Origin of the sequence: Methanolacinia petrolearia DSM 11571 (genome assembly GCF_000147875.1) — an archaeon.
Lineage (GTDB): Archaea > Halobacteriota > Methanomicrobia > Methanomicrobiales > Methanomicrobiaceae > Methanolacinia > Methanolacinia petrolearia.
This window is the reverse complement of the sequence record NC_014507.1, coordinates 2,652,998-2,679,090: the sequence shown is the minus strand read 5'-3', so window position 1 is coordinate 2,679,090 and position 26,093 is coordinate 2,652,998. Positions and strand designations below refer to the sequence as shown.

The following is a 26,093-nucleotide window of genomic DNA, read 5'->3' as shown; positions in this document are numbered from 1 at the left end:
GAAATAAAAATTGATTCCCTTTTGAATTTTGTACAGGTTGAAGGATGGTCTTTTTTTCGGGAATGATCTCCGGATATTATCTGTCGTGATAGTATAAATGCAGATGCGGCCCGGATGGGATTTTTCAGTATTTTTTGTGCCGTACAGCGCATTGGATATTTCTCTTTTCCGCAATAATTGGATCAGCGCCTCTACGCAGAATTGCCTTCAGGTACACATTTTGCTTTACAAAACTTTTTTTAGAATAATGGGGATTTAAGAGTAATGGAACTGCATGCTATGAAATGCGATCCCAATCCCGGCCGCCTTTCACCACTGACGAGAAAGGAGGTCCTTGAATACATCAGGGCGGTTCCTGGCTGGGAGATCAGGGACGGTAGGATTTTCAGGATTTATGATCTTGGAAACTTCCAGAAATGCGAGGAGTTTTTCATCGAAATTGCAGATCTTTCAAAGAGGGAGGGTCATTATCCTGATGTCCGTATCTATCAGGGGAAATCCGTTGAGGTGAGTTTCTACACTTATCCGGTCGGCAGCCTGACTATCAATGATTTCATAATGGCTGCAAAGATGAATTTCAAGGAGAGGTTTAAAAAAGGGAAATAATTATTAATTTATTTTATATGCCCGGAAAAGTGGACCGGATCTGTTTTTCAAGCGCTTCCTTCGGGTATGCGCCGGTGACTCTGTTTATCAGTTTTCCTTCGGAGAAAAAAAGCAGGGTGGGTATTGCAGATATGGCGAAGGACGCCGCAATATTCTGATTTTCATCGACATTGCACTTTCCGAATGCAATTTTGCCTGAAAATTCATTTGAAAATTCTTCAATGACGGGTGCAACTCTCAGGCACGGGCCGCACCATTCGGCCCACACATCAAGAACCGAAAACCTGTTTTCTGATATAAATGCGCGAAAATTCAGTTCGTCCACAACAGTTACCCCGGGATTTCTTTTTTTCCCGATCTCGTTCATTATTTCCGCCTTCCTCTGTTCCCTGAGTTTTTGGATATCATCGTCCGCATTGTCGCTTCCTGACATAGTACTCAGTTTTGTTGCTTATTCAATATTTATTATATATCCCGGATGCATGGGTGATTTCCCTCAATAATGAATAATCTGCCAGATGTAGATATCAAAACATATATCAGCAATAATGCCAGAGGTTTATAGCACAATAGCGAGGTGGGGTAGTCAGGAAATCCCGGCGGGCTCATAACCCGTAGATCAATGGTTCAAATCCATTCCTCGCTACTATTATTCTGTTACTTTTTTTGTTCAGTTTCATTATTTGTTTAATAGTCCTATGAAGTCCTCAACGTCAAATGAAGACATCTCAGATTCATTGCCGCTGCTTCCTGTAGATCCGCGGGTGAAGATATCCGGGAGACCTAATGCCCCTTCCTCTTTCGTTACATCCGGCTCCTGGATGTCGACTTCAAAACCGGCCCTGATATACCCGTATTTTGTCTCTGTCATCGATCCGAACCGGTTGGACAGGGTAAGTGTTACGGTATAGAGTCCCGGCTCTTCATAGGTGTGTACCGGGTTCTCCAGTAACGATCCGACTCCGTCCCCGAATTCCCACAATATCGTGTCATAAGACCCCGTGGAGTTGTCCGTGAATCTTACAGTGAGCGGTGTATATCCTGTGGTTATTTCAGAGTAGAAGTCCGGTTCGGGCAGTTCGCCGGCAATGACATATGAGGGTTTGAATTCGGTTCTTGTACCGTATTCGTTGGAGATGGTCAGTGAGACATTATATATGCCGGGCTTTGTGTACATATGATCCGGCTCGGCCTCTGACGAGAATGTTCCGTCTCCGAAATTCCATAGCAGATCGGGTTTGATATTTACCGAAGTCGTGATCTCAGGGACAAAGTGAACCGTAAACGGCACGAGCGCAGGCTCGGCATCCGATATGAAATCGGCGGAGGGAATCGCATAACCGTCAAGATCGAACATCCTGACAGCTTCTTTTCCTGGCGAGGAATCGAACCAGACTATGTTGTTGCCGCTGATCTTCGGTTCGGACTGAAGATATTCGGAAGAATAGATCCCGGCGCTTATTCCGGTTTCGATGTTCTTTACCCTGATTAAATTCAGGCCGTCTTCTTTTTCCTGCCAGACTATGTTGTTTTCGTCGATATCCGGGTTCAACTGGTCGCCGGGGTCATCCACTTCGGTTTCGGCGGACATCGCGTTCGCGTCGAGGAGAGCAATGTCTGTTTGATCGCCGTTATCATACTCCCATACTATATTTTCTCCCGATATTGAGTAATCGTCCGGCATTCCTGATATTATGGCCTCCACGTTTCCGGAATCTATGTTCTGCCTGTAGAGCGTTCCTTTCTCCACCCAGTAGACGTAATCTCCGCTAATCTGAGGGGTGTGCTTGTCGCTTGTTTCCGATCCGTGGAACAGATAGCTTCTGCCGTCATCACCCTTCTTCAGGTAGATGTTTGTGTAGCCTCCTGTCCTGCTGTCCAGCCATACAAAAGCACTGCCGTCGGTTGCAGGGAAATCCTGGTTTGAGAGGTAGGGATCGACATAGTACAGGCTCCTGTTCGGGATGTCGTAGCGGATTAAGTTTACAGGTCCTGATATGTCCGTCTTCTCTCCCCAGAGAAGGAGTCCGTCTGTAATCCCCGGATGAAAGGTAGAATACTTTGATGATGCAATCTTTTTGACTTCCTTTTCAGGAATATTATAGAGGTACAGGATCTGTTCTCCGTATTCTTCCCCTGGTTCGACCCAGATAACGTTGTCTCCACTGATTCCGATCTCCCATCTGTCTTCCGGATAATCCGTTATCGTGGAGATTGTGCCTGCCGCCTGGTAATGGACTGCTGAAACGGCCGGAGCGATGCATACGGCCAGAAAGAATAATACGATCAAACCCCTGTATCCACCCATTTTACAAACCCTGAATATGAAGTAGTATTTTTCCGGGTTAAATAAATGAGTTGCTAAAAGCTATGGTTAAATTTGGAAATACAGTATTTCATTATATGGTAGGAAAATATGAAAAGAATCTATTTCTTCTGATCATATTACTATTATGAACTGGCTTGTTTATCTTTCCGGAGACGATCACCTCATGGACATTATATCCCGGTCAGCTCCTGAATTATTGATCTGCCCCGGTTCTGACGGCCGGTACGCTTTTTTTTACGATTCTTCCGGAGATTTCTCTACTGCGGAAGATGTCAGCTCTGACGCCGGTAATAAGATCGAACTTATACGTGGGGTATCGATGCTGATCTTTAACGACGATCCCAAAATAAAGGCAGAGGATGTTAGCCTTACCCGGCAGAAAAGGAAAGATTTTTTGAATGAAGTGCCTTTCGGAGAGGAAGGGAATTTTATTATCTCGTGTGAGGACGGGGATGACGAGGAGATTCAGATCAGGAGCCCTTTCGAGTCTGTATTTCTCGTTGCAGCCGCAGATAGCGACCTCGGCGAAGCTATAAGTGAGATCCCCCGTGCCTTCGGAACATGGGATGGATTTTTAAAATTGTACAGGATGATCGAATCTTCTGCGGGAAATCCCGTGGCGAAAGGCTGGTGTTCTGATGATGAGCTGGGCTGGTTCCTCTATTCGGCAGGCCGTTTGTCGTCCGGTGAATCCTGTGACGGGAACGAATCGGCCGTTCTGATGTATCTTTCGGAGGCCGAATCGTTTCTGACGATCCTGCTGCAGGAATGGATAAAGGAAAAAAAGAGGGAACTGGATATCTGATTATTCGTCGAACTCTTTTATATTCGTCTGGTACGAGCCTTTTATGAAATCGGTATATCTCGGGCAGGCCTTTTCACCTTTGATCCAGAGAGGATATACTCCGGTAAGGCAGCCGAGGCACAGGTCATCTGCGGGCATACCTATTGCATCGATGAGCGATTCGACAGACACATGATGGAGTGACGTTGCATCTATTCCCTCCTTCACCTCTTCATTTGACTTGCCGCTTGCGATAAGCTCCTCTCTTGTCGGCATATCGACTCCAAGGTAGCAGGGGGCTTTTATCGGTGGGGATCCTACTCTCATGTGGACCTCTTCAGCCCCGGCGTCCTTCAGGATATTTATTATCCTCTTTGAGGTTGTTCCCCTGACTATACTGTCGTCGACGATAACAATGGATTTATCCTTGATATGGCCTTTTACAGGATTCAGTTTTATCCTGACGGCATTCTCCCTGTCTTCCTGCGTAGGCATTATGAAGGTTCTGCCCATGTACCTGTTCTTGATCAGGCCCTCTCTGTAGGGGATGCCGGAACTTTCCGAATATCCTGTTGCATGGGCTATCCCGGAATCGGGAACCGGTGATACGAGATCGGCCTTTACAGGAGCTTCGAGGTACAATGCCTGGCCGATCTTTCTCCTGACATCATAAACCAGGCGGCCGTCAATAACCGAATCGGCCCTTGCAAAATAGATATATTCGAAAACGCAGTGTGCATGGCCTGAACTCTCTGCAATCTGTACGGATTCCAGGCCTTTTTTGCTTATGCAGACAAGCTCTCCCGGCCTGACATCGCGTATCAATGTACCGTTTAAGGCATCCACAGCAACGGATTCAGAGCAGACTATATAGCCGTCTTTTGTTTTTCCGATGCAGAGCGGCCTGATCCCGAGGGGATCACGGAATGCATAGACCTTGTCTTCTGAGAGAAAAACCACGGAATATGAACCTTCGAGCCTTTTCATACAGGCCAATACGGCATCTTCCATACGCCCGGATTTCCTGAGTTCATCGGCGATTACATTTCCGATAACTTCCGTATCCGTGGTTGTAGAAAATATCTGCCCGCGTTTTTCGAACTCTTCGCGCAGCTTTTCCGTATTTGTCAGGTTGCCGTTGTGCGCTATGGCACAAAACCTTCCCATAAACCTGAATGTAAAGGGCTGTATATTTTCCGCGATCTTTTCGCCTGTTGTAGGGTAGCGGACATGACCCAGACCTGAAAAACCCTTCAGTTCATGAAGTATATCCTCGTCAAATACCTCTGCAACAAGGCCGGGACCTTTATGCTTAAAAAGTGTTTTACCGTCAAAAGTGGTAATACCCGCGCTCTCCTGCCCGCGATGCTGCAGGGCGTAAAGAGCGTAGTATATCGGGATTGAAACATCACCGGCACCGATGATGCCAACGATACCGCACATGATATCTGTCTTGTTAGGCTGGAGATTTTAGTGTGTGGGGGTTTTCGATTTTTTCGTAACCCAGTTGTATTTGCGCATTCTTGATGTCTTTCCGAATCCGCATGCCGAACAGACTTTGTCGCGCTTGTGATAGGACACCTTTCCGCATCTCCTGCACACGATGTGGGTCTGGGTCTGTCTCTTTCCTCTTGATGGAGTTCCTTTTGTCATTTTAAATCACCTAAAATTATAAATTTCTCTTTCAAAAAATACTCTTAGTTTACCGACGGAGATATGTAGATTACATTGTCGCCACGGACAATTAATGTCCCCTGGTTCTTGATAACTCCGTTAATCTCTTCTTCTGCGTTCTCAAGGACGAGGTTCATGTGAACATCGTATCCCTGTAATATCCCGCGAATCTCTCTGCCGCCCTTCAGACTGACTATTACCGGCTTCTGATTTAAAGCCTGGTCCAAAATTTCCAGTGGTCTCTTTGTCATGGGGTTCCCTTTATTCTTTGATGAGGATTAGTATAATTGCGAGTGTAAGATAGATAAATATAGCGCAAAAGGTGTATCTGTCCTGGCATCGATATGATGAATAACTAATATCGGAGTTAAAATGGCAAAGCTGAATGTAAAAAAGAGATATTCTATACGGAAATCGCGTCTTGCTGATCTTAAAAAGAAACTGGAAGAGGAGATCGGGGAATCGGCTGACAGTTTTCTTTCCGGAAATGTTGAGATTGCAGAGACGGACAGCGATTTTATGATCTATCTTGTCAACAGGAAACCGGCGATTATGGAGAGGGACGGCTGGGTTTTTCCTACCCTGAGGGCGTTTGTTGAGACTCCTTTTGAAGTCCGCAAGGCAGTTGTCGATTCCGGTGCGGTGGCTTTCATGGCCAAGGGTGCTGATCTTATGCGCCCGGGAATTGTCAGTCTTACCGGCGACATCAGGGAAGGCAGGCCGTTTGTCATAGTGGAAGAAAAGCATGGCAAACCACTGGCAATCGCGGTTGCGCTTATGGATTCTGAGGGCATTTTGGCTTCTGATAAGGGGAAAATCGCTAAAAATATCCACTATGTGGGAGATGATCTCTGGAACCTCGAGATCTGATTTATTCGAATAACAAAAGATAAAATTAAATAAAATTCACTCTACAATTCTTCATATGGCTAAAAAGTTTACATCCCTCTTCAAGAAGGGAAGTCCATCGGATGAAGCGGATTACATGGAACTTGATCTGGCCTCTGTCGAATCCTCGGGTTCGGGGGGTCCGGCGACAATGTACGTCAAGATCGCGACGATAAACGAGATACGGGACACACCAAGAATAAAAGACGAGGTCTATAACGGTAATATTGTGATTGTGGACATCGGGCGCCTTAAAATGGACAAGATCACATACGAAAGGGTGGTAAAGGATCTCAGAGATGTTGCAAATGATATCAACGGGGATATAATCGGTCTCGGCGACCAGAAATATATTATCATAACTCCGATGTCTGTCAAGGTCTCCCGTGAAAAGATTGGAGCCTGAGTTTGAGAAGGGTTATTACAGCTCCATGTCCGGTCTGTTCGAAGGATATCCAATATATATATCAGACTGAAAGAATTCCCTATTTTTCAGAGGTTATGCTTGCCCATGCTTCCTGTGACTGTGGTTTTAAATCGGTTGACACTATGGTCATGGGAGACAACAATCCGATCCGGTACACTGTAAAGGTCGATGGAGAGGAGGATCTCGCGATAAGGGTTGTCAGGAGCAGCAGGGGCACGATCGAGATTCCTGAATTCGGTATACTTGTCGAACCGGGCCCTATGTGCGAGGCATTCATATCGAATGTCGAAGGTGTCCTTTTGAGGATCTTAAACGTCGTCGAAGGAATTACCATCCGTTCAGATGAAGAACCTGAGAAGGCTAATGCCATCGCGTTAAAAGAGAGGCTTGAGAGGGCACGCGAAGGAAAAGAGCCGTTTACATTAATTATCCAGGATATCAACGGGAACAGTGGAATCGTCAGCAAAAAGGCCAAAAAATCCGAATATATCCCCTATGGCGATGTGCCTGAAGAATCCTGATCGCACCTTTTCCGGGCTGTTTTGATCATGCTTGATAAATTTTTGAATCGTGGCGCAGAAGAGGAGAAAGAGCGTCTTCTGAATACAATAAGAGATCTCGAGAAGGATAATGAAAGTCTCCGCAAAAGGCTTTCAAAGAGGGAAAAAAAGGCGGCGGAGGACCCTGCAAGGAGGCAGGAGCTCGAAGAGTCGCTGAAAAAGGCACTGACAAAAATTGGTGTTCTCGAGCATGAACTTGAGGCCTGCAGGAATGAAAATAATGACTCCTCTGGTCCGTCTTTTAAAAGTTTTAAGCTATCACTGCGGGAATCCATGGAGTTCATTGATCTACTGTCCTCACTGCGATCGGAGAAGGGGGAGCTCCTGTCCGTTTACGGTACTCCCGGGGATGATGAGATCCTTTCGAAAGTGCCGGTGCAGGGAATTGCGGATTTTATTCTTGATGACCAGGGAGATACAGGATTTGTTCTTTTTCATGGCGGCGGATCTGAATTATTGCCTGTTTTTGCGTCTTTCCCGCCATTTCCTGTTGAATCGTCTTTTTCGGTATCCGGCAATTCCTATGAGACCGCCGAACTGTCAGCCATCTTAAATTCCGAAAGGGCAGCAGCCTTTGTACTGGCACACGCGGGAGAGTCTTTCATAGGAATCGCCGACGCAAAGAATGTCCTCTTCGGAGAACTTGTAAGGACAGGTGTCAAGGAGAAGCATTCGAAGGGCGGGTGGTCGCAGAAGAGATTCGAGAGGCTCAGGGAGGAGGATATCCGTCATCATGCGGAAAAGGCCGCAGCTGCGTTTGATTCTATGATGGAATCCCACAGTGACATTGTGGAATGCCTTGTCCTTCTGGGGGATATCCGGCTTGCAGAGGCGATTGCTGCAGGCAGTCCTCTTGAAAGGATCATACGAACTACCGATATCAAACCGGACAGGCACTGCGGAGAGGCTCTTCGAAAAGAGATATGGTCTTCCGTCTGGTTCAGGTTTTAGAATTTTAAAAGAAAGGCTTCTAAAGGGGCTTAAGCCCCTTCGTTTACCCCATTTTTTCACAAGTGACCGGAGGTTTCCGTAGGAATCGATTGAGGTGGCAGCCCTTCGATAGGTAACCCTTGCGCAAGTTCACTACGTGAACACGCCCTGACCTCAGGGCTTTGCGCTATGGCGATAGCCTGCCTGGACGCTACCCTTTCCAGGTAGCCTCGGCCGGGGGATTACAAGTTGAGAATATATTTTAAAATTTCGATAGGAAATATACTGGTCTTAGCAGAATGAAGGGACCTGCTCATTAAATTTTCACCTTGTAACGTGGAATATGACATTTTCCGGCCGTGAGGCCGGGGTATCATAATTGCACATGTTTACGAAGCAAACGTGTGCTGGGGGTTGCCCCGATAGGGGCTTATGCCCTCTTATAAATCTCCGTAGGATTAGATCCTATAAAAATGACCGCAATCACCGAAACTTAATTAAAAAAATTATTTCTCGAAGACTTCGCCTTCGAGGCGGACGCCTTCTTCGCCGGTGATCTCGCCGACAATCTTTGAGTCGGGAACGATTTCCGTGATCTTTCCGGCTTCTTCTTTCGGTGCGATGAAGACATAGCCCATTCCCATATTGAATGTCCTGTACATCTCGTGCTTATCGATATTTCCGATCTCTTCGATCCACTTGAATATCGGTGAGGGTGCAAGGGGAGTGGAGATGTCGAACCCGTAGGGTCCGAGTCTTCTGAGGTTGTTTAAGCCTCCGCCTGTAATATGGCACATCCCGTGGATCTCGCAATTACGGGTTACTTCAAGGACTTCACTGTAGATCCTTGTAGGTGTAAGAAGCTCCTCTCCGAGCGTCTTTCCCCACGGCATCTTCTCGCTGTAATCAGCGTACGAATCGACGACCTTCCTTGCGAGTGTCAGCCCGTTGGAATGGATACCGGTTGAAGGAACTCCGATAATGACATCTCCTTCCTTTATTGCCGCACCGGTGATGATCTCATCCTTTTTACCTACACCCAGGCAGGTCCCGGCAAGATCAAGGCCGTTTACAAGCCCTTTTAGTGTCGCAGTTTCGCCGCCGATGAGATTTATATTCGCAAGCCTCGCACCCTCGTTCAGGCCTTCTCCGATCTGCCTCATCTTATCAGGCTCGACCTTGTCGGTTGCGATATAATCGACGAATGCAACCGGCTCTATGTTCATCACGTAAAGGTCGTTTACATTCATCGCGATGCAGTCGATTCCAAGAGTCGACCAGTTTTTCAGCCTGTCTGCAACAAGCATCTTCGTCCCTACGCCGTCTACGGCAAGTGCAAGCACGTAATCCCCGAAGTCGACGAGCCCGGCGAAGTGGCCCACATCGCTGCACATTTGATATCCGCCGGTTCTCCTGTACTTGAGTTGTGAGACCAGGGTTTTGACGCCCAGTTCTTCGAGGCTGATGTCCACACCGGCCTCGCTGTATGTATAGCCGCCCGCGACGTTCTTTTTCATATGCTCTCCTCTTTAGAAAGTTCGAATTCATCGTGAAGAACAGCTACTGCCTTCTTTCCGTCCTCTGCTGCTATTACGAAGGATATGTTCACCTCTGAAGATCCCTGCGATATCATCATGAGGTTGACTCCCGCTTTTCCAAGCGCCGTGAATATCCTGCCGGAGATGCCCGGTGTTCCTGCCATACCGGTTCCGACAACGGCCACTGCGACTACATCCCTGTCATACGTGACCTCGCGGACGTATCCTCCCTGCTGGACCTTTGAAAGTGCCGCGATTGCAGAATCGAGATGCTCATCATCCACTATCAGGGAGATGTTCGCCTCTGATGATCCCTGTGAGATCATCATAACATTGACGTTTCTGTCTGCAAGTTCGGTAAATATCGCTTTTGCGACCCCCGGCCTTCCGACCATCATAGCACCTGTGATGTTTATGATGGAGACCTTCTCGATATATGTTATCCCTTTCACTACACGATCGTCCTTCTTCTCGTATGCCAGGACGCAGCTTCCCCCGGCAGAGGGGTTGAAGGTGTTTTTGACCCTGACAGGGATTCCTTTCTGCATCGCAGGTTCGATAGATCTCGGGTGGAGCACTTCCGCCCCGAAATATGAGAGCTCCATCGCCTCATGGTATGAGATGTCGGATATTACACGTGCATCGGGAATTATGCGGGGGTTTGCAGTCATTACGCCGTCTACATCAGTCCAGATCCAGATCTCATCGGCATCTATTCCCGAACCGACGACAGCCGCAGAATAGTCCGAACCGCTCCTCCCGAGCGTTGTGACGATCCCGTCCTTCGTGCATCCCATATACCCCATGACAACCGGGACCATATCCTGCAGAAGTGCTCCTACCCTGCTTTTGATCCTTGCATCGCTCTCCGGCAGGACATTTGCACACCCGTGACGCTCGTTTGTGATGATCCCTGCCTCACACCCGTTGAGTGGCATCGAATCGATCCCGTTCTGCCTCAGTGCTGCGCTCACGATCAATGCCGAGAGCCTTTCGCCGAAAGAAATGATGTAGTCTTTGGATCTTGGAGTGAGCTCTCTTAAATTATGGACGGCGGTGAGGATGTTTTTCAGGTTGTCGAGACGGTTTTCAATATCAGATGAGACCGCCTCATATTCGTCGGGTGCAACTCCTTTAAGCACCTTTGTGTGTCTGGTTCTAAGCGACTGTATGGTAGCCTCAATCGGAGGCTTGTCAGTTGATTTTTCGACCTCTTCCGCTATTGCAATAAGCTGATCCGTAACCCCGGACATCGCCGATACTACAACCGCAAGTTCGCACCCTGAACTCCGGTAATGGCTGATGATCGACACAACGCGCCCGATGCAGTTCTCATCGCCGACCGATGTGCCGCCAAATTTCATTAAAAGCCTCAATTTAGCTCACTCTTTTTATTGGTTTTATAGTGTATGGAGTTGCTATGGTATTAAAATAAGTGTGGGGATTCTCCGGGTTTAAGGTGCTGTTTATAAATTTTGCAGTCTGCCATTTCTTTATGTCTTATAAATAACTAACCTTTACTCTGAATGGTTGCAGAGAATACGGAAAATATCATAGAATGCCATGTTCTGGTCATCGGAAGCGGTGGTGCCGGAACAAGAGCGGCAATCGAGGCTGCCCGTTACGGTGACGTGGTAATGATGAGCCGCTCTGTTGCCGGAAAGGGCGGCTGCACCCCTATGGCCGAAGGCGGTTTCAATGCGGTGCTGAATCCTGCGGACTGCTGTACCCTCCACGAGGAGGATACGATGAAGGGCGGTGCATACCTGAACGATCCTGAACTTGTAAAGACACTTGTGGCTGAAGCGCCTGAAAGGATGAAGGATCTTATTGACTGGGGTGCAGTCTTTGACCTTACGCCCGAAAGACAGCTTGCCCAGCGCCCGTTCGGAGGCCAGAGGTTCAACAGGACGTGCTATGCGGGTGACAGGACAGGTCATGAGATGATGATGACCCTCGTCGAGCACCTGAGGACTGAAAATATCAAAATACTTCACGAGATCTCTGCAATAGAACTTTTAAAATCCAAGGGAAGTGTCTGTGGTGCGGCAGGGCTTGACAGAAGTGGAAATTTGGTCGTCATAAAAGCCGATGCTGTCGTGCTCGCAACCGGCGGGGCCGGGCAGATTTATGAGGTTAATACGAACTGTGCAACGGGAAACGGTCAGGGTTTTGCACTTGCATTCAGGGCAGGAACGGAGCTTATCGACATGGAGATGGTGCAGTTCCACCCGACAGGTGCAGTTCAGCCGTATGACGCCCGCGGGAGGCTGATTACTGAGGCCGTCCGCGGTGAAGGCGGTGTTTTGAAGAATACTAAAGAAGAGAGGTTCATGGAGAATTATGATCCCGAAAGGATGGAGCTCTCGACAAGAGATGTCGTCGCACGCTCGATTGCAACCGAAATCCTCGAAGGCAGGGGAACTGAAAAAGGAGGCGTGTATCTCGATGTTTCGCAACTTAACGATAAATATATTGAAGTAAAGCTCCCGCTCATGCTTGAGCAGTTCCTCAACTTTGGTGTCGACATAAGGAAAGAGCCGATGGAGGTCGCACCCACTGCCCATCATTTCATGGGAGGCATCAGGATAGATCCTCATGGGGTGACTAATGTCCCCGGGCTCTTTGCATGCGGCGAGGTGACCGGTGGAGTCCACGGTGCAAACCGTCTCGGCGGAAATTCGCTTGCAGATACCCAGGTTTTCGGTAAGCGTGCCGGAGAATCCGCGGGAAAGAGTTCTTTGACCCGCAGAAATATCGATCCGATTCAGATCGATGCAATCCGGGCCCGTCTGGAAGGATACCTTAAAGGAGATAAGAATCCTGCCGAAATCCGCAGGAGAATGAAGGCATTGATGTGGGAGAATGCCGGAATATTCAGGACTGAAGAAGGCCTGAAAACAGCTCTTTCAGAGCTTGAAAAGCTCTCCGGAGAGAAAACTAAGGCTGAATCGCGTGAAAATCTTATCGATTGCTGTACAGTTGCAGATATGCTCACGACAGCCGTTCTCGTCGTGAAAGGCTCACTGATCAGGCCCGAATCACGGGGTGCCAACATGAGGACAGATCTCGGGCCCTGCAAAAATCCCGAAAAATCGCCATACAGCCACACGTTCCAGTCACTTGAAAAATCGGGAATTGAACGGAAGGAGGAGCAGTAGATGGCTTCGGTTAAGAAAGTCAGCCTGAAAGTAGAGATCCTGAGGCAGGACCCTTCTTCAGGAATCACTCCCTCTTACAAGGGTTATAATGTTGAGGTCAACGAGGGAGCTAGGGTGCTCGATGTACTGATCGCTGTAAGGGACAACCTGGATCCGTCTCTCTCTTTCAGGTACTGCTGCGGTGCAGGCCAGTGCGGAAGCTGTGCAATAAAGATAAACGGCGAACCGAAGCTTGCATGCATGACTATCGCAGAAGACGGGATGATTCTGGAACCTCTTGATCTTCCGGTCATAAAGGATCTTGCTGTCGATCTGGTCTCCGAGCTTTCAAAGATGCCCGGCCTTGTCCCCTCCAGATGCGGTGAACTTCCGGAAAAGGAAGAGATCGACAGGATAAAACCGATAAGAGACTGCATCGAGTGCATGTGCTGTGTATCAGTATGTCCCGCGATGAGGGTTGTTGATTTTGCAGGGCCGACCCTGATGAGACAGGAGATGAGGCTTGCACTTGATCCGCGGAGTTCAGGGAACCGGGTTCCGCTGGCTGTCGATGAAGGGCTTTTCACATGCACTTCCTGTCAGGCCTGTTACCTTGCCTGCCCCAAGAAGATAGCTATTCCCGGAAGAGCGATAGAGAAACTCAGGGAACTTGCCAACAGGCAGGGCTTAACACTTGACCGGCACAAGGCAGTTGCAGAATTGGTCAGGACCACAGGAAGAAGTGTCGAGAAGGCAGGTGAAACCTTCCTCGAGATGGTTCCTGAGGTAATCGAGCCTTATGGTGAGGTTCGCTGCGAGGTAGGCTTCTTTGTAGGCTGCATGTACAATATGAGAGTTGTTCAGACCTGTCTCGATACTATTGAGGTTCTTAAAAGAAACGGCATTAGGGTCATTGTCCCGAAAGATCAGGTCTGCTGCGGATCGCCTCTTATCAGGACCGGCCAGACGCAGATCCTTGAAAACCTGAAAAAGACGAATATCGAATGCTTTGCCAAAAGGGGCATTGATACCGTTCTTACAATGTGTGCGGGATGTGGATCGACACTTAAAAATGACTATGACACACCGTTTGAAGTGATTGATATCAACCAGTTGCTTGTCAAATACGGGATCGAGCCCCCGGAAAAACTTGATGTAAGGGTAACATATCATGATCCCTGCCACCTTCTCCGCGGTCAGGGCGTACATGACGAGCCGAGAGAACTCATCGGGATGTTCGCGAGAGAATTTGTCGAGATGCCGTCTATCTGCTGCGGTGCAGGCGGAGGTGTAAGATCAGGACTTCCTGATGAGGCGAAAGCGCTCGGGATGAAAAGGGGAGAGGAGATCGGGAAGACCGGCTGCGACATTGTCGTAACATCCTGCCCGTTCTGTGAGTTTCATATCCAGGAATCAACCGATAAGCCTGTGAAGAATATCAATTCACTTATCCTTGAGGGTTACAGGAAAAAAGACGGCAACTGCTGACAACGTCTTCAACTCCAAAACATATATTTTACATACGATCTATATTCATATTTACAAAAAGATATATCTTAACATCGACAACGCCTGAGTAAGTATGATGGTATTGCGGGATCGCCGGGAAGGTGTTTCTGTTATAATCGGGACTCTTTTATTAATCCTGATCACGGTTATTGCGGCTGCAGCTCTTGCTATAATGGTTTCGGAGTTTGAAAAGGAGGAGATGGAAAGGCAGGCCCATGTCAGTGCGGTCGAAAATGAAGATTTACGCATAGTATCGATCGAACTTGAAAATAACAGAAGTGACTGGTTGTCTTTTCTCGAGAATGAAAATTTTACTCAATGGAATATCACCGTATGGGATAATACTACATGGAATAATTGGTCGAGGATAAGTTTTGATGTTTCTAATATGGATATAAAAGATTCGAAAGTAATTGCTGTAAAAATCAATGATGATTATGCATTCACGTTCTATGACGAAGAAGGCAACAGTTACGATAAAGACCATCCTCTTTTAGTAGAAGGGACAAAAACAGCCTCGATAAACGTAAGTTTTCTTTCATCTTTCAAATATAATCCTAAATATGTTCCGGAGGACGAAACAGTTAAAATCGTTCTGATATCGAGATACTACAACACCTTTGATAAAAACTTCAAGAGTCCTGTTCCTTCAATCGATTACACTATTGAAACCGAAGATCTGCTTGTTGCTGATCAGCTTGTCCTTGTCCTTGACGGCAAGCAGTCATTTGATGAGGACGGCAGTGTAGTTGATTATTTATGGACTGTTGAAGACTGGACAAACGGATCTTCCTGTACAAATTCAACATACACCACAAGTGAGGTCCGGATTCCGCTTACGAGCGAAGGGCCTTTTAAAGTCTGGCTGAAAGTCGCAGATAACGATGGCTTAACTGGAGAATCGCCTGAACCTGTTGTAATTCCGAAAAACTCCCTATATACTCCTCCTATGTATATTGAGGTGAGTGGTGCAGATAGCTCATTTTATGTGTACGTGAAAAATATCAATGGTGATGGTATTTCTGATCAGCCTGTTACGGCTGCATTAATTGATGGAAATGTCTCACTTTCAAAATGGTTCGGGATAACTGATGAATACGGGAAGGTTGAGTTTAATAAAAATTCAGGAATAGGAGCGATCAGGTTGTCGTCAGGGAAACTTGCTCCCCAGTTTTATTATTTTGAATCCTGATCCATGGTTTGGTATTTCCATCTTCAATATTTTTAAATAGCTCTTCCTTGTCTTTATAATACATCCTTATTACTTTCAGGGCCTCGCGGTAATCCCTGACTCTCGTTTTTTTCATCCATTCCAAAACATATGCCCGATCTTTCATCTCATTCAGAAGGAAGGCAGTGTCCACGCCGAATGTCTCCCTGATTTTATCGAAAAGATAGCTCTTTCCTGAAAAAACGAATGCATCCTCTTCCGGATTCCATTTGAACACGGTGTTTGTGACGAGGTCGTGCGTATCCCTGTCCAGTTCAAGGATCTCGACGATGGACACGACTCTCCTTATGGAGAGTTCTCCCCGTTTTATCTGCATGGGGAATATTACTGCATCAAGGTTGCAGAAAAGGCTCCTCGGAACGTTCATCGGATTTGATTCTATCCTTGAGAGGAGTTCGTCCATTGTTCCGGCATGTATTGTACCCATAGCGGCGTGACCCACTGCAATCGCCTGGAAGAGCGTGAAAGATTCCGAGCCCCTGACCTCTCCTACGAGTATAAACTCCGGGCGTTGCCTTAATGCTGCAATCAGCAGGTCGTAGAGCGAGATGTCTCCCGGTGCTTTTCCTCCCCCTCCTCCTCCGATTCCGGATGGAGAGCCTGCATCAGAACTGCCCCCGAAGCCGGTTCGGGTAATCGACTGGAGCCAGTTTGGATGCATAAGGTTTAATTCGGCGGTATCTTCGATCGACACTACCTTGTAGTCGATTGGTATAAAACTGCATAGAACGTTGAGAAGCGTTGTCTTTCCGCTCGCAGTTCCGCCTGATACGAGAAGCGATCTCTTATACTCCATCAGGAGCCAGAGGAATGCGAGCTGCTCGGATCCGATTGTCCCGTAATCCATCAGTTCGATGGCAGATATCGGATTCGACCTGAACTTTCGTATGGTAAATGTCGATCCTTTCTTTGTGACCTCGCCTCCGAGTGTAAGATTGCCCCTGCTCCCGTCCGGGAGCGTGATGTCGCGGATCGGCTGAAGCAGTGAGATATGCCTTCCGCTTATCTGTGCAAGCTTTAGAACGAAGTTGTTAAGCTCTACGTTTTCGAACCTGATGTTTGTTCTTATCGGCCCGAATGTGCGGTGCTGGACATAGAGATCCATCTCGGCGCCGTTGCACGATATATCCTCGATGTATCTGTCTTTCATCATACTGTCGATCCTGTCGTAACCGAGATACTGCTTTCTCATATGGAAGAAGATCTTGTTCCTTTGATCTTCTGTCAGCTTAAGTCCGAATATCTCGATGATCGAACTGAACCTTGCATGGAGGTATTCCTCTCTTTTCTCTCCGCTGATCAGTTTGAGATCTGTGCTTATCATCTTCTGGAACGCATTTTTTATAATAATCAGGCAATGTTCTTCTCCTCTGCTCAGTTCCGGTTCTAGAACCTGGTAGCGAAGAGCACGGTCTTCTTTGTCGTAAAACACTCTGATATACTGGTGCGGGGGATCGACAGGGTAGGCGATATCGACTGTTTTCAGGGAATCTACAGGCTGGGGTTCTTTTGTCTCTCCGATATCGAAAGGGATGGTCTCCATCATTTCGCCGATGCTCTCGGTTACGAATCTGGATACGACCGATTCAATTATCTCCTCGATTCTGGAGAGAAGGTCTTTATCATCGTTTTCGGAGTGTTTGTTCTCCTGTTCGGGTTTTGTTTCTTCTTTCCGGATTCTCTTTACTGTTTTATTCTCATTTTTTTGCCTTTTGGGAAGAATTTGCTTCTTTTTGGATTTTTTCTCCTTTGTATCCTTGTCGCTATAGGATTGATCTTCATCCTGATCGGTTTTACTGGTAGCAGGGATTACTACGTCATCGTCAGGGTCCTTATCGCAAATTGAAGGCAGAATTTCATTGTTGTCCTGGTTGTTTCCCTGCGTCCTGCCATTCATTCTTTGAATGAGTTCTTCTATTCCCAGATCTTCCGCCGGTTTTTCTGTATCATCGCGGCTGTTTTTATTTTGATTTTTTTTCTCCCTGAAGAGTAATCTTCTCTTTTTCTCAATTTTCTCTGTTATTTTTTTATCAGGGGGCTGATCAGGGGTTTTAAGATCTTTTTCCGGGATTTGATTCACTATTTTAAAAAAATCATCGGAATTTCCTGCTTCTCCTTCGTCCCGGGATTCCTTATGATCATCCTCCTTGTCATAATTCAATTTTATACCTCCAGAGGAGAATCTTTGCCACTACATTTATTGACAGGACTATTACAATCAAAACAAAGGCGGCTGCGAAGGCATCTGATATCGGAATGACATTCGAATTCTCGTATCCATGATAGACACTGTAGGGCAGGGTTCCTACAAGGTCCTGTATGGGGTAGATCTTGAAGCCGGCGGCCAGTTTGTCAGATGATTTAATTGCAAATTCTGGCATGAACTGTGAATATCCTGCAGTCAGGATCACGACCGCCGATTCCTCTGCAGCCCTTCCGAAGCCGAGTATGATTCCGGTCATGATCCCTGAAATGGCAGTCGGCAGCGTGATGTTCCTGATAGTTTCCCATTTGTTCGCCCCGAGTGCATAGCTCCCGGATTCGATCGATTTCGGAACTGCAAAGATTGCATCTTCAACCGCTCTCTCGATGACAGGCATTATTAGTATTGCAAGGGCTATTGATCCTGAAATAAGTGAAAAACCGCCTGTGATATTCTTCATGTAGTATACGAGCACGAGCATCCCGAAGATACCTATAACTATGGAGGGTGTCCCTGAAAGCACCTCTATCAGGAACCTGACGGTTTTTGTGAATAGCGACTCCTTGGCGTACTTCTGGAGATATATTGCAGTTCCTATTGCAAGGGGTGTTGCCAGAAGCGTTGCAAAGAAGGAAATTAAGATTGTTCCGACTATCGCGTTCGCGATCGCACCTCCTACACCGGGGAAATCGGATTCAGCGGTTGTTATGAATTCGAGTGAAAGGGAGGGCAGCGCTTCCATGAAGATTGTACCTATTATGTAGACGAGCGTTCCTATGGCGAACGCTGTGGCAAGGCAGCTGACAACCAGAAAGAACTTCTCTTCTGCCATCCTGAAATTCATTTAGCTCTCCCTTCTGTCTATCGTGAACCTGTAGCCCACGAATCTTGCAAGGGCCACGAAGATAAATTCCATCAGGAATATTACAACCCCTATGGCGAAAAGGGCGGATTTGGGCTCGTCGAATGAGATGTAATACCCAATGTCGTTCAAAATTTTGGAAGTCATCGCATAGCCGGTATCGAGTATTGATGTAGGGAAGTGCAGGCTGTTGCCCATGAGCATTACTACGGCCATGGTCTCACCGATCGCTCTCATAAGCCCAAGTATGAATGCGGTTATTATCCCGGGCATTGCAGCGGGTATTATTATCTTTTTTATTGTCTCCCATTTTGTCGCCCCGAGTGCAAGCGATGCGTGCCTGTAGTCGCGGGGAACTGTCTCCAGTGCCTCCTGTGAAAGTGCTGTCACAGTAGGGAGTATCATTATCGAGAGAACGGTCGATGCCAAGAGGATGCTTGTACCGCTGTTTGGATTTACATCCTTAAAGATCCATATAAAACCGAGTGTTGAGTCGATGAAGGGATCGACGAAGTCCTGGAATATATTTTCAAGGACGAAGAACCCGAAGATCCCGTACACAACTGAGGGTATCCCGACGAGCATCTCAATGGGCGGCCTGAGTACTCCGGTAAGCCACCTGGGGGACCATTCTGCAAGAAATATCGCGGTAAAGATAGAGAGTGGAACTGCGATTGCCATTGTCACCGCTGTAAGGACAATGGTTCCTGCTATGAGCAGGAGTATTCCGTATTCTCCAGTCTGATAGTTCCATTCCGTTCCTGTGATGAATTCGGTGCCTTCTTTCAGTAGAACCGGGGATGCCGTAACGAAAAGGAAGATAAATATCAGGATTACGGAGGAGATTGAGATTATTGCTGCGAGAAGGAACAGTCTTCCGGGTCTGTCTGCGGGGATATGCTCTTTGATATCATATATGCCCTTCATTTACTGTGTCTTCTCCAAAAAAACAAAAATTAGATTGTGGTTGGTTTTAAAAGCTCATTATTGAGTACATTCCAGCTTCGTCAAAGTATTCGATTGCACCTGGTGACTGGGCAAATGAGATAAAGTCGTTCACTATTGAGGAGGGGCTCGAACCGACGATATAGTTGAGCGGACGAACAAGGCCCTTGCCTGATGTTGCATCGTCTCCTGTAACATAGCATTCAGACTCGCCTGTTTTGCCTGAGAGTGCGTTCTGGATACCTTTTGAGGTTGCTTCGTATATCGTTGTGTCAATCTGGATGTTGAGTACTGTGACTCCTGATGCGTCAAGTGCGTATCCTGCATCAACGAAACCGATTGAATCTGTTGTGCTTCTTACTGACTCAAGTACTCCTGCGTTTCCTGTTGCACCATCAATGGAAGCATTGATCTTACCGCTCTTGCCGGTAAGGAACTCACTGAACGTGTCTTCAGTTCCTGATTCTTCTGAACGCTGGAATGCTGTAGTGATTCCGCTTGGTGCAGAGGTAAAGTCATCGTTTATGAATATTGCTTCGAGCTGATCCTCAGTTATGCTGGTGATACCAGTTACATTTTCGTTAACGATAACTACAACAGCTGATCCTCCGATCTGTTTTGTCTGGAGGTCGGTGTACTTTGCTGCCTCTTCATCTTTGAGGTTACGTGATGCTGCGCCGATGTCAGCGATGCCCATGCCTGCTGCAGATACTCCTGCACCTGAGCCGCCGCCCTGGACCGTGATCTTTACACCGCGATTCTCCTTCATGTATGCCTCTGCGAGAAGCTCGGATACGGGCTGGACTGTTGTTGAGCCCGCGATGAGGATCTCGGTAGCTGCAGCATTGGAAACGTCTCCTGCGTTTGTCTGTCCGGAAACATCGTCAGAGAATGTTCCCATGATCGTTCCGACTGATACGGCACCGACTACTGCCACAACGATAAGAACGAGTGTAGCAACAATCGGCGAAACTGCGTTTTCGTCTTTTGCAAAAACTTTCATTTTTTTTCTCCTGTATCTGAATTTAGGGTTCCGTGTGTGGCGAAGAGGAGTGCGGATCGCACTCACGCCTCCGGTCTGGCAAGAGAGGTCTTCACCAAATAGTAATCACAGTTTTCACATATAATTGTATCGAAAAGTAATGATTAATAAATAAAAATACATATTTTATTTAATAAATATGTGGGGTTTTTCTTCTTTATCTCTTATTGTGGATATCATTTTTTTCTTCTTTTTCCCTGTTTAAAAGCAATAAAACAATGCCCAGCATCAGCAGGATCATAAATGATGTCAGGGCGGTTACAAGCATTGTATGGGTATTGTTATTTCCATACCAGGACCTGGTGTTTAAGGCGATTACCGGCAGAATTCCTATTGTAATCAGTCCGATATTGTACTGCCCTGATATTCTTTCATCCTCATTTTTTATCCCGGATGAATCATTTATTAGATTGCCTTAGCCTTTAACCATGGTCCATGCTCCCGGCATTATAATTCTGGGTTATGAAACCTGATGTAAAAAAACAGGCGGGGCTGATGATAAAATTTCCTTAAATAGAATATGGCTGCGGCTATAGGCTACTTATTGTATATATTTTTGGCATATGGCTCCCTTCTTAAGCAACGCCGAATAAAGAAAAGCTGTGAATGCAATGATTATCATCATTATTGACATCCCGAAAACCGTGTAAGCATATGCCTGGTTTTTGATAATCCATGAAAAAGCTCCCATAATGTGTGTGAGCATCACAATTGTGGCAATCGCAACTCCAAATGGGTATATTGCACTTTTTAACAGGACTTTTAAGCCTGTGAGGGCCGCAAAATAATAAAATCCGGCGATTACTAACATAACGGGAAAAATAAGCCCTGAGGCGGCCGATAATCGCATGATGGGACTAAACTCATACATCATAATATTACCGGAACCGCCTGCAAAAATGAAAGTTAAAGTATAGTCTATGATAATTCCGGCTGAAGGCATTAATGCGATCATCCGGGGATCATAGAATATTTTGTCTGCCAGACCTTTCATTCTATTCACCACACATGAACCTTTTTCATTACAGGTGTGGGCTTAATTGTCCCGCTACGGGTTAGAACAGACTATATCCTGTCTAACTTAAAGATATATTTTCTTCTTATTATACATATATCTATTTGTCATTACTCTTCAAATTTGAATAATTTTTATGTAAATTGATACTCCGGGGTAAATATGGGCGAATGGTATTTATCCCGCCATGTATGGTCCTCCGGTTAATAGTTTTCATGGGTTTAGTGTAGTTCCGGAATGAATTGGATCAAATTTCAAATTTCTGGCGGGTCGGGGTAGATTTTCTTCTTTGAAAAGTGGTTGGAAAACCATTTTTAAATATATTCTTGTATGAATATATGTAAAATTTTAATTTTGTATAATTTTTTGTATTGGAATATATTATAAATATGTAATTTTATTAATACTTACTATGAAAGTGGATCAGGGCCTTCCGGAAATTCCTGATCGTGGAATCATAACGATCAGGGAGGAGGATGGCGACATGAAAATCCCTATGGCCCTAATATTTGCGAATATTTATGCAAAGGAGCGTGAAATCACGTTAAATGTAATTACGGCACGCTCTAAGGAAGCCGTATCTGGTGATATGGATTTATACAATCTTCCGGATATCAAAAAATCCGATATACTGAATTCCTGGGATCCTGTGGATATGAGATCTCTGTTGTCCTCGGACCTGAACATTATCGAGAATTTTTCTCTGCTTTTTGCCGAAACCGGATTTAATGACATGCTGGACTTTTTCCGGTTTGCTGAATCACTGAAAATGGAGGGGAGGCTGATAATTATCCTTCATAATCCATCCGTCTTTGATAAAAAGCAGAATTTTCTTGTAGATTCTTTTTCAGATGGCATTCTTCACCTGACGACTTCGTACGAGGGCAGCCGCGCAAGACGGAACATGAAGATCATCAGGCTGGCCGGAACATTTCCCTATGATCGAATTGTAACCTATAACATAAACTCCGACGGTTTTGTGGTCGATACAAGGGAAAGGCACGGATAAAGCCTTCTTATTCTCTTTTTCTCTACTCTTCATTCTTTTCATCCGCTGATTGCAAGAACTGTTATCTTTTTTGTCATCCTTCCCGAAGTAATCTCAATCGTATAGACGCCCGGAGTGTCTCCGAGTACTACATCGGTTTCACATATTCCTTCGTTATCTGTGATCAGCGATTCAGTCACCTTCCCTCCCGGCGAAATTGAAAGAACCACGGTTGCATCTTCTACAGGATTTCCATCCGGATCAGTCACTCCGATCACAAGATTTTCTTTCAGCGGCAGTCCAACGTAGCCTTCTTGCCCTGCCCCTGATACTATCTCGATCTCGACATCCTGCACCGAAGCCCCGGTTCCGCCGAAGAGCAGGATCATGCAGGAGACATATGAGACTATCATTAAAATTGTAACATGCTTCAGGCCGTAACGAACGTCGCCTTCTGATATCTTTCCTATTATGAGCCCCCCAAAGAATGAATTTATCAGGATAAGGTGAAAAAAACCCGTCGAAAAGTCCATATTTGCAATTTCATTATCCCCTAGAAAAGATGTTGATCCGAGATCTGTAAAATAAGGCAGGAGATCGTTTGTAAGGGTGTAACATATGAATATGATAATTATCTGTGCAAAATAGAAAATAAGGACAAACTGTTTCAGGTCGCCTTCTTTCTGCCTTTCTATGGACAGTATGCTCCGCATATCGTCCGAACATTTCAGGATAAGGTCGGAGACTCCCCCTCCGCTGTATGAAGCTTCTATTACAAGCTCGGTATACCTTGCTATAAGTTCGCTTCCCGTTGATCTTGCCATGGCCTTCATGGCCCTTTCAAAAGAGTCTCCGTATGCCATCCTGTTGGCGGCGATCCTGATATGCGGTGTCAATACTCCGATCTCTGCCTTTGCAAGTTCATTGACAGATTTAATCGGATCCAGGCCTCCTCTCATCATCTCCGAAAGCTTGAAGAGAAATTCAGTAAACAACTCTTCTTTTCTCTTCTTCGCCATTTTTTGAAGCGTAATGTCTATTCCATAGGGGGTAATTGCTATAAGGATCGCAAATATCAGGAACTGGTCCATTCCCTGTGGTTTCGCACTTTCGTCCTCGGCGACTATCGTCTCTTCTATTACGATACCTTCAACGTTTGCGGATTCTTCTCCTCCGCTCTCGCCTTCCTCCATCTGCTTCAGGAGTTCTTCATAGGCCTTCTGCTTCTCATTGGCAGGATTTTCGTCGTCTGCCCCATTCCCCATAATGTACGGGATATTGATTATGAGGCCTGCAATCAGCAGAATTACTGCAAGTATTATGGGGAGAATGAGGGTAAAGTACTCTCTTTTGATATTATATTTCAGATTCAGCCTGTTTTTCAGGTCCTGGATCCTTTTCTTTAAGGATATGCTTCTGCTTTTTTTTGTATTGTTGTTGGAGTCAGGCATTTTATCATACGCTGGTTGAATATTTGACCGTCAGAATCTGGAGGAAGACCAGGTTGATTATCGGTACTGCTACGTAAATTAATACAAAGAACATTTCGTCGGTTTTTAAGGGTCCAATCTGTATTCCTAATGCTCCTGTTATAACAATTCCGAGAATGGCAAGCGTGAGCACCATTATAACTCCGCCAAGGTAGCCTTCCCCGAAAACTCCCAGCGATTCTACAAATTCCTTGTCTGTCTGTCTCCTTATATTCATCAGTTCTTTTGATTTAGCATTCAGGTAACCGCTTAATCCTCCTCCTCCGTAGATAAGGTTTGAGATATCGATGCAGATGTCTCTGAAGGGATCGGAAGGAGTATTGCTTACAAGTGCATTCATTGCAGTTACTGCGTCTTCTCCCAATATTTCCACCCTGAATAAAACTTTTGAAAATTCTCTCGATATATGACCGTAGTTTTCATTTGCAACACTTTTGAGTATGTCGAGCGGCGTTGTTCCCGAACTTGCAAGTATCGACATGAAGGCAAGAGCGTAGGGAAGATTTCTTTCGATATCCATCTTTTTGTTGGATATCTGGTTTTGCAGGTAAAACGGGAAGCCTCCGCCTGCAGCTATGCCTGTGAGTAGCGTAAGGCCTGCGATATACAGGGGGGAATTCGGGCTGTAAAACGGACTTATTGGTAGTGCAAAGATGAAAACCGATACAAGTGCCATTATTGCAGCTGCACCAATTGCACTGAATATTATCATTGATAAAAAAAGGCCCGGCGTCATTTCAAGATCGGCCTGGTAGATCATCCTTGCAATATTGGAGTGCTCCTCCTTGTCGAGGTATTTCCCGTAGATGTAGCAGATCTTTTGGTATCTTTCAAAAATTTGTTCAAATATGGGTGTTGTGTTACTATTTTTCTCTTTTTTTATCGATTTGCTCAGCAGGGCAATTTTATCCAGGATGCTGCTGATATTTTTTCCTGTCATATTATCAATAATCAATAAAAGAAATGCGGTTAAAAAATATAGATATTATGGTATTGGAATATTTTTTAATTATTTGGACATATACCAAAATATACTACTCATCCTAAAAAAATATTTATTATATAAAAGATATAGTTAAATCAGTGATATGTACGGAGATATTTTGGAGGTTTCTGATTCCGGCCTGATGGAAAAAACCGGTGGGTGCCAGGGGCCGGCAGGTGCGGCCGGCGTAAAAAGGCTTTATGATATATCGGGAGTTAGCGTGCAGGGCAGAAGGCCAAAAAATGAGGATACCTTCTATATCCGGGATTTTGGGGATGCTTGTATCTTTGCCGTCGCTGACGGTATGGGTGGGCTGCCGCACGGGGATGTCGCCTCCGGGATTGCAATTGATACCGTTAAAAATTTCTCAGAAGAAGGATTGTCCTTATTTCAGCACGAAAAAGAAATGAAAGCCTTTTTGGTGAAAATCCATGAAACTGCCCACAAAAGGATAATCGATGAGGCCAGGGGCGATCTGTTTGGTATGGGCACTACACTTACGACTGCAGTATTAAACAGAAACCGGTTGTATATTGCCAATTCGGGGGACAGCCGTGCATATGTGGTGGGTGATGGTATCCGTTTCAGGACCACGGATCATACTCAGATCCAGAAACTTGTTGATGCAGGTTCGATATCTGAAAACGAGGCCCGGTTCCATCCTTTGAGGAATTCATTGTATGGCTATGTCGGCGGCAACTTTGTTGTTGATACTTATTCCCTCGAATTATCTGAGTATGATATAGTTATACTCTGTACCGACGGATTTTATGCCTATACGACCGGTATCGAATTTTTTTCACTCAGAGATTACACACATAGCAATCATATCGCCCAGTCCCTTGTAAATTCAGTAATTGCTAAATCTGATGATAATGTCACTGTAATTGCGGCCAGGTTCAGATAATTCTTAAAATAATGTTTTATTGCGGGTTCGGTTTTTTCTC

The 26,093-nt window shown here is 45.9% G+C and carries 25 protein-coding genes and 1 tRNA gene; 12 read left to right on the top strand and 14 right to left on the bottom strand.

All coding sequences use genetic code 11. The features are described 5' to 3' along the window. Positions 1 to 264 precede the first annotated feature (264 nt). Complete coding sequence (locus MPET_RS13430; RefSeq protein ID WP_013330578.1) at positions 265 to 606, top strand: 4a-hydroxytetrahydrobiopterin dehydratase; 342 nt, start codon at positions 265 to 267, stop codon at positions 604 to 606. A gap of 13 nt (positions 607 to 619) precedes the next feature. Here the strand turns inward: MPET_RS13430 and trxA are convergent, their stop codons facing one another. Next, a complete protein-coding gene (trxA, locus tag MPET_RS13425) occupies positions 620 to 1,039 on the bottom strand; it encodes a thioredoxin (RefSeq protein WP_013330577.1) in 420 nt (139 codons plus the stop codon). Positions 1,040 to 1,177: 138 nt separating this feature from the next. Between trxA and MPET_RS13420 the strand changes: the two genes are divergently transcribed. Then, a tRNA-Met gene (locus MPET_RS13420) sits at positions 1,178 to 1,252 on the top strand. 33 nt (positions 1,253 to 1,285) lie between these two features. On the opposite strand, the gene MPET_RS13415 is transcribed toward MPET_RS13420, so the two are convergent. Next, positions 1,286 to 2,914, bottom strand: coding sequence for a PKD domain-containing protein (locus tag MPET_RS13415; RefSeq protein WP_013330576.1), 1,629 nt, complete (start codon positions 2,912 to 2,914; stop codon positions 1,286 to 1,288). Positions 2,915 to 3,059: 145 nt separating this feature from the next. On the opposite strand from MPET_RS13415, the gene MPET_RS13410 reads away from it, so the two are divergent. Beyond that, entirely contained in the window at positions 3,060 to 3,740 is a 681-nt protein-coding gene (locus MPET_RS13410; protein ID WP_013330575.1) for a hypothetical protein, read from the top strand. On the opposite strand, the gene purF is transcribed toward MPET_RS13410, so the two are convergent. From purF to MPET_RS13395, 3 genes are read right to left on the bottom strand one after another with little or no spacing between them, the layout of a single operon-like run. Further along, a complete protein-coding gene (gene purF, locus MPET_RS13405; RefSeq protein ID WP_013330574.1) occupies positions 3,741 to 5,162 on the bottom strand; it encodes an amidophosphoribosyltransferase in 1,422 nt (473 codons plus the stop codon). Between the two features lie 27 nt (positions 5,163 to 5,189). Further along, the gene (locus MPET_RS13400; protein ID WP_013330573.1) at positions 5,190 to 5,372 is read right to left on the bottom strand and encodes a 50S ribosomal protein L37e; all 183 of its coding nucleotides are present in this window, start codon (positions 5,370 to 5,372) and stop codon (positions 5,190 to 5,192) included. Positions 5,373 to 5,416: 44 nt separating this feature from the next. Further along, positions 5,417 to 5,644 (bottom strand): LSM domain-containing protein, encoded by a 228-nt coding sequence (locus MPET_RS13395; RefSeq protein ID WP_013330572.1) that lies wholly within the window; start codon positions 5,642 to 5,644, stop codon positions 5,417 to 5,419. 121 nt (positions 5,645 to 5,765) lie between these two features. Between MPET_RS13395 and MPET_RS13390 the strand changes: the two genes are divergently transcribed. Genes MPET_RS13390 through MPET_RS13375 form a run of 4 tightly spaced genes read left to right on the top strand, consistent with a single transcriptional unit; the run spans position 5,766 to position 8,219 of the window. After that, positions 5,766 to 6,263 (top strand): DUF1947 domain-containing protein, encoded by a 498-nt coding sequence (locus MPET_RS13390; protein WP_013330571.1) that lies wholly within the window; start codon positions 5,766 to 5,768, stop codon positions 6,261 to 6,263. Positions 6,264 to 6,318: 55 nt separating this feature from the next. After that, positions 6,319 to 6,687: a cell division protein SepF gene (locus tag MPET_RS13385; protein ID WP_013330570.1), complete on the top strand. Its 369-nt coding sequence runs from the start codon at positions 6,319 to 6,321 to the stop codon at positions 6,685 to 6,687. 2 nt (positions 6,688 to 6,689) lie between these two features. After that, the gene (locus MPET_RS13380; RefSeq protein ID WP_013330569.1) at positions 6,690 to 7,229 is read left to right on the top strand and encodes a ZPR1 zinc finger domain-containing protein; all 540 of its coding nucleotides are present in this window, start codon (positions 6,690 to 6,692) and stop codon (positions 7,227 to 7,229) included. 27 nt (positions 7,230 to 7,256) lie between these two features. Then, entirely contained in the window at positions 7,257 to 8,219 is a 963-nt protein-coding gene (locus MPET_RS13375; RefSeq protein ID WP_013330568.1) for a Vms1/Ankzf1 family peptidyl-tRNA hydrolase, read from the top strand. A gap of 485 nt (positions 8,220 to 8,704) precedes the next feature. On the opposite strand, the gene purM is transcribed toward MPET_RS13375, so the two are convergent. Together purM and MPET_RS13365 are read right to left on the bottom strand one after the other, a co-directional pair. Beyond that, positions 8,705 to 9,715, bottom strand: coding sequence for a phosphoribosylformylglycinamidine cyclo-ligase (gene purM / locus MPET_RS13370; protein ID WP_013330567.1), 1,011 nt, complete (start codon positions 9,713 to 9,715; stop codon positions 8,705 to 8,707). Then, a complete protein-coding gene (locus MPET_RS13365; protein ID WP_013330566.1) occupies positions 9,712 to 11,100 on the bottom strand; it encodes an aspartate kinase in 1,389 nt (462 codons plus the stop codon). Before MPET_RS13365 ends, purM begins: the two co-directional genes overlap by 4 nt. Positions 11,101 to 11,262: 162 nt before the next feature. Here MPET_RS13365 and tfrA point away from each other — a divergent pair, with 162 nt between their 5' ends. The 3 genes from tfrA to MPET_RS13350 all read left to right on the top strand — a co-directional run bounded on the left by tfrA (position 11,263) and on the right by MPET_RS13350 (position 15,577). Continuing rightward, on the top strand, positions 11,263 to 12,897 hold the full coding sequence (gene tfrA, locus MPET_RS13360; RefSeq protein WP_013330565.1) for a fumarate reductase (CoM/CoB) subunit TfrA: 1,635 nt from the start codon (positions 11,263 to 11,265) through the stop codon (positions 12,895 to 12,897). Continuing rightward, entirely contained in the window at positions 12,898 to 14,364 is a 1,467-nt protein-coding gene (tfrB, locus tag MPET_RS13355; protein WP_013330564.1) for a fumarate reductase (CoM/CoB) subunit TfrB, read from the top strand. A gap of 94 nt (positions 14,365 to 14,458) precedes the next feature. Next, complete coding sequence (locus tag MPET_RS13350) at positions 14,459 to 15,577, top strand: type IV pilin (RefSeq protein WP_013330563.1); 1,119 nt, start codon at positions 14,459 to 14,461, stop codon at positions 15,575 to 15,577. Here MPET_RS13350 and MPET_RS13345 read toward each other — a convergent pair. The 5 genes from MPET_RS13345 to MPET_RS13325 form a co-directional block, all read right to left on the bottom strand. Then, on the bottom strand, positions 15,525 to 17,777 hold the full coding sequence (locus MPET_RS13345) for a type II/IV secretion system ATPase subunit (RefSeq protein ID WP_013330562.1): 2,253 nt from the start codon (positions 17,775 to 17,777) through the stop codon (positions 15,525 to 15,527). The two genes, MPET_RS13350 and MPET_RS13345, sit on opposite strands and share 53 nt — an antisense overlap. Then, positions 17,767 to 18,663, bottom strand: a complete 897-nt coding sequence (gene pstA / locus MPET_RS13340) for a phosphate ABC transporter permease PstA (RefSeq protein WP_013330561.1) — start codon at positions 18,661 to 18,663, stop codon at positions 17,767 to 17,769. The genes MPET_RS13345 and pstA overlap by 11 nt, the downstream gene beginning before the upstream one ends. Beyond that, positions 18,664 to 19,608 carry a phosphate ABC transporter permease subunit PstC gene (pstC, locus tag MPET_RS13335; protein WP_013330560.1) on the bottom strand — a complete coding sequence of 315 codons (945 nt, stop codon included), beginning with the start codon at positions 19,606 to 19,608 and terminating at the stop codon, positions 18,664 to 18,666. Positions 19,609 to 19,654: 46 nt separating this feature from the next. Further along, complete coding sequence (locus tag MPET_RS14710; RefSeq protein WP_013330559.1) at positions 19,655 to 20,629, bottom strand: PstS family phosphate ABC transporter substrate-binding protein; 975 nt, start codon at positions 20,627 to 20,629, stop codon at positions 19,655 to 19,657. 580 nt (positions 20,630 to 21,209) lie between these two features. After that, positions 21,210 to 21,662, bottom strand: a complete 453-nt coding sequence (locus MPET_RS13325) for a hypothetical protein (protein WP_013330557.1) — start codon at positions 21,660 to 21,662, stop codon at positions 21,210 to 21,212. A 433-nt stretch (positions 21,663 to 22,095) separates the two neighbouring features. Here MPET_RS13325 and MPET_RS13320 point away from each other — a divergent pair, with 433 nt between their 5' ends. Further along, complete coding sequence (locus MPET_RS13320; RefSeq protein WP_013330556.1) at positions 22,096 to 22,692, top strand: hypothetical protein; 597 nt, start codon at positions 22,096 to 22,098, stop codon at positions 22,690 to 22,692. A gap of 38 nt (positions 22,693 to 22,730) precedes the next feature. Here the strand turns inward: MPET_RS13320 and MPET_RS13315 are convergent, their stop codons facing one another. Continuing rightward, a complete protein-coding gene (locus tag MPET_RS13315; RefSeq protein ID WP_013330555.1) occupies positions 22,731 to 24,122 on the bottom strand; it encodes a type II secretion system F family protein in 1,392 nt (463 codons plus the stop codon). A 4-nt stretch (positions 24,123 to 24,126) separates the two neighbouring features. Beyond that, on the bottom strand, positions 24,127 to 25,101 hold the full coding sequence (locus MPET_RS13310) for a type II secretion system F family protein (RefSeq protein WP_013330554.1): 975 nt from the start codon (positions 25,099 to 25,101) through the stop codon (positions 24,127 to 24,129). Positions 25,102 to 25,249: 148 nt separating this feature from the next. On the opposite strand from MPET_RS13310, the gene MPET_RS13305 reads away from it, so the two are divergent. Continuing rightward, a complete protein-coding gene (locus MPET_RS13305; protein WP_013330553.1) occupies positions 25,250 to 26,053 on the top strand; it encodes a PP2C family protein-serine/threonine phosphatase in 804 nt (267 codons plus the stop codon). Positions 26,054 to 26,093 lie beyond the last annotated feature (40 nt).

Bases quoted from the DNA above. Each gene is read 5' to 3' on its own strand.
- MPET_RS13430 (WP_013330578.1), top strand. From the start codon at position 265: ATGGAACTGCATGCTATGAAATGCGATCCCAATCCCGGCCGCCTTTCA.
- trxA (WP_013330577.1), bottom strand. From the start codon at position 1,039: ATGTCAGGAAGCGACAATGCGGACGATGATATCCAAAAACTCAGGGAA.
- MPET_RS13415 (WP_013330576.1), bottom strand. From the start codon at position 2,914: ATGGGTGGATACAGGGGTTTGATCGTATTATTCTTTCTGGCCGTATGC.
- MPET_RS13410 (WP_013330575.1), top strand. From the start codon at position 3,060: ATGAACTGGCTTGTTTATCTTTCCGGAGACGATCACCTCATGGACATT.
- purF (WP_013330574.1), bottom strand. From the start codon at position 5,162: ATGTGCGGTATCGTTGGCATCATCGGTGCCGGTGATGTTTCAATCCCG.
- MPET_RS13400 (WP_013330573.1), bottom strand. From the start codon at position 5,372: ATGACAAAAGGAACTCCATCAAGAGGAAAGAGACAGACCCAGACCCAC.
- MPET_RS13395 (WP_013330572.1), bottom strand. From the start codon at position 5,644: ATGACAAAGAGACCACTGGAAATTTTGGACCAGGCTTTAAATCAGAAG.
- MPET_RS13390 (WP_013330571.1), top strand. From the start codon at position 5,766: ATGGCAAAGCTGAATGTAAAAAAGAGATATTCTATACGGAAATCGCGT.
- MPET_RS13385 (WP_013330570.1), top strand. From the start codon at position 6,319: ATGGCTAAAAAGTTTACATCCCTCTTCAAGAAGGGAAGTCCATCGGAT.
- MPET_RS13375 (WP_013330568.1), top strand. From the start codon at position 7,257: ATGCTTGATAAATTTTTGAATCGTGGCGCAGAAGAGGAGAAAGAGCGT.
- purM (WP_013330567.1), bottom strand. From the start codon at position 9,715: ATGAAAAAGAACGTCGCGGGCGGCTATACATACAGCGAGGCCGGTGTG.
- MPET_RS13365 (WP_013330566.1), bottom strand. From the start codon at position 11,100: ATGAAATTTGGCGGCACATCGGTCGGCGATGAGAACTGCATCGGGCGC.
- tfrA (WP_013330565.1), top strand. From the start codon at position 11,263: ATGGTTGCAGAGAATACGGAAAATATCATAGAATGCCATGTTCTGGTC.
- tfrB (WP_013330564.1), top strand. From the start codon at position 12,898: ATGGCTTCGGTTAAGAAAGTCAGCCTGAAAGTAGAGATCCTGAGGCAG.
- MPET_RS13350 (WP_013330563.1), top strand. From the start codon at position 14,459: ATGATGGTATTGCGGGATCGCCGGGAAGGTGTTTCTGTTATAATCGGG.
- pstA (WP_013330561.1), bottom strand. From the start codon at position 18,663: ATGAATTTCAGGATGGCAGAAGAGAAGTTCTTTCTGGTTGTCAGCTGC.
- pstC (WP_013330560.1), bottom strand. From the start codon at position 19,608: ATGAAGGGCATATATGATATCAAAGAGCATATCCCCGCAGACAGACCC.
- MPET_RS14710 (WP_013330559.1), bottom strand. From the start codon at position 20,629: ATGAAAGTTTTTGCAAAAGACGAAAACGCAGTTTCGCCGATTGTTGCT.
- MPET_RS13325 (WP_013330557.1), bottom strand. From the start codon at position 21,662: ATGAAAGGTCTGGCAGACAAAATATTCTATGATCCCCGGATGATCGCA.
- MPET_RS13320 (WP_013330556.1), top strand. From the start codon at position 22,096: ATGAAAGTGGATCAGGGCCTTCCGGAAATTCCTGATCGTGGAATCATA.
- MPET_RS13315 (WP_013330555.1), bottom strand. From the start codon at position 24,122: ATGCCTGACTCCAACAACAATACAAAAAAAAGCAGAAGCATATCCTTA.
- MPET_RS13310 (WP_013330554.1), bottom strand. From the start codon at position 25,101: ATGACAGGAAAAAATATCAGCAGCATCCTGGATAAAATTGCCCTGCTG.
- MPET_RS13305 (WP_013330553.1), top strand. From the start codon at position 25,250: ATGTACGGAGATATTTTGGAGGTTTCTGATTCCGGCCTGATGGAAAAA.